This window comes from Vagococcus sp. WN80Y (assembly GCF_059621045.1).
The window spans coordinates 1-1,889 of sequence record NZ_JCAQHY010000064.1; the positions used below are offsets into that span (position 1 = coordinate 1).

1 protein-coding gene is annotated in these 1,889 nt (G+C 32.7%); it reads right to left on the reverse strand.

Annotated features, from left to right (window positions below):
* Nucleotides 1-1,032: 1,032 nt before the first annotated feature.
* Nucleotides 1,033-1,608, reverse strand: coding sequence for a recombinase family protein (locus tag AC5KOD_RS02765; protein ID WP_496913012.1), 576 nt, complete (start codon nucleotides 1,606-1,608; stop codon nucleotides 1,033-1,035).
* Between the last annotated feature and the right edge of the window lie 281 nt (nucleotides 1,609-1,889).

Below are 1,889 nucleotides of genomic sequence, written 5' to 3' on the forward strand. Positions count from 1 at the left end.
ACACTCCTTTTTGATTCTGTTGGCTTGCACTTACATTATATCAAAAATGGGGAGGTTCTCTTTTTTTAGTTGATTTAATCCCTTATGCCGTAAGGCATTGGAATTATGAAATTGATTCATTTAATAAAGAATATCAGTAAGATCTTGCTAAGAGCAATTTATACGGAATATTTGAGCGGAATGAGTCATATCCAGTCCAAACATATTCCACTTAGAGTATGAAGCCGGTGTTTTTATTGGAGCAAACGATCTTAAGAGCCTTGTCTCGGGAAAATATAGTACAAAAATATTTGAAGGTGGAAAATATGCTAAGTTTACTTATGCCAGAGCGATTAAAGATACGATATTTAGACCATCACTCATTTCGAGTGGTGGTTTTGTTGATTTTTAGGAGAAATAAGTTGAATCAGATGAGAGAACTCGCGCAAGTGTGAAATAAGCAACCTTCATATCGATCATAGATAGTGATTTTAGTAGTCAAATTCTAGAGAGAAGCGCTCCATAAAGAACATAGACAGGAGAGGAACTTTTTTTATTTTTGAGCGTATCACTGTTTTAATAATGATGAAGTTAGCTTAGTTAAAAAATAAAGAAAGTTGTTATTTAATTGGTTCACGGTAGTCACTTTTGAAAGATTGAAGATGGTGCTAGATAGATACTCTCGATAAACTTCATTTATGAGCTATTCAGTAGTAAGTATATTTGAATTTTTGTATAAATGGATAGCGTTGTCTATACATTTGTACAATGTTGGACGATCAAGTTGATCATTTGTCATTATTCTAGCCTGTCAGGACATGCGTTCAGTTTCTATTTCTACAAAGTCATTTGCAATAGAAAGCTTCATTTGGTCATGTGCCTAGAGTGTCGTATTGATAAAATTTATTATTAGGATGTATTCAATAATTAATATTGGTAGTCTTCCTTTAATTAAGCCAGTTTTTATGTTAGCGTATAGAAGAATTTAAAGATTCCCAAATTTCTAATCATTTTTATGATAGTTAATTGGGAATTCTTAAAAAAATCAGCAATTTAAGGAGAAACATTTCGACAAGGGATTCCTTGTTTTTTTAAGTGATAGTAGATAGTTGGAGAGGCGATTTGGCATTCTTGAGAGATTTCGTTAACAGTAAGAGAGGTTTCTTGATAGAGTTTTAGAGCTTTTGTGACATTTTCTGTTCGACTTGGTCGACCTAAGACTATTCCTTTCTCCTTTGCCGCTTCCAGTCCAGCCATAACTCGTTCACGAATGAGTTCGGCTTCCATTTCTGCAAAGGCACTCATAACAGTAAAGAAAAAACGTCCCATGGCTGTGGAGGTATCAATATTATTCTGAAGACTAACAAAATTAATGTTTCGTCGGTTGAACTCTTCCAATAATTGTAAGAGCTGTTGAGTTCCTCTTGCTAAACGATCCAATTTAAAAATAACGAATGTGTCACCAGGTTGTAAAACGGACAATGCTTTAGTTAGTTCGGAACGACTTGTTTTACGTCCACTTTCAAATTCTTTATAAAGATAGTCAATGCCGTATTTTTTTAAGGCTCTCTCTTGTGAATCAAGTTTTTGATGGCGAGTGCTAACTCGCATATAACCAATTGTTGTCATAGTCACGTCTCCTTATCGAAAAAATGAATAAAATTGTTTGAATAATGTTTGATAAAAAATTTTTTTATAAAAGATGATGATAGAGTGGCTGTTAGTTTTCCTTTCTTTGTTTTATTGTATTGTTCAAATAAGTTTCGAAAAAAATCTTGACAATCTTATAACTGAATCAATTTCATAATTCATATTTTATTTGAGAATAAACTTTCCCGATTTTAGTTATGTGATTTTTTTTAAGCGACTAATTTCAGTTTGAGAGATAATCTTTCTACCGCAAATCTTAC

Bases quoted from the DNA above. Each gene is read 5' to 3' on its own strand.
- AC5KOD_RS02765 (WP_496913012.1), bottom strand. From the start codon at position 1,608: ATGACAACAATTGGTTATATGCGAGTTAGCACTCGCCATCAAAAACTT.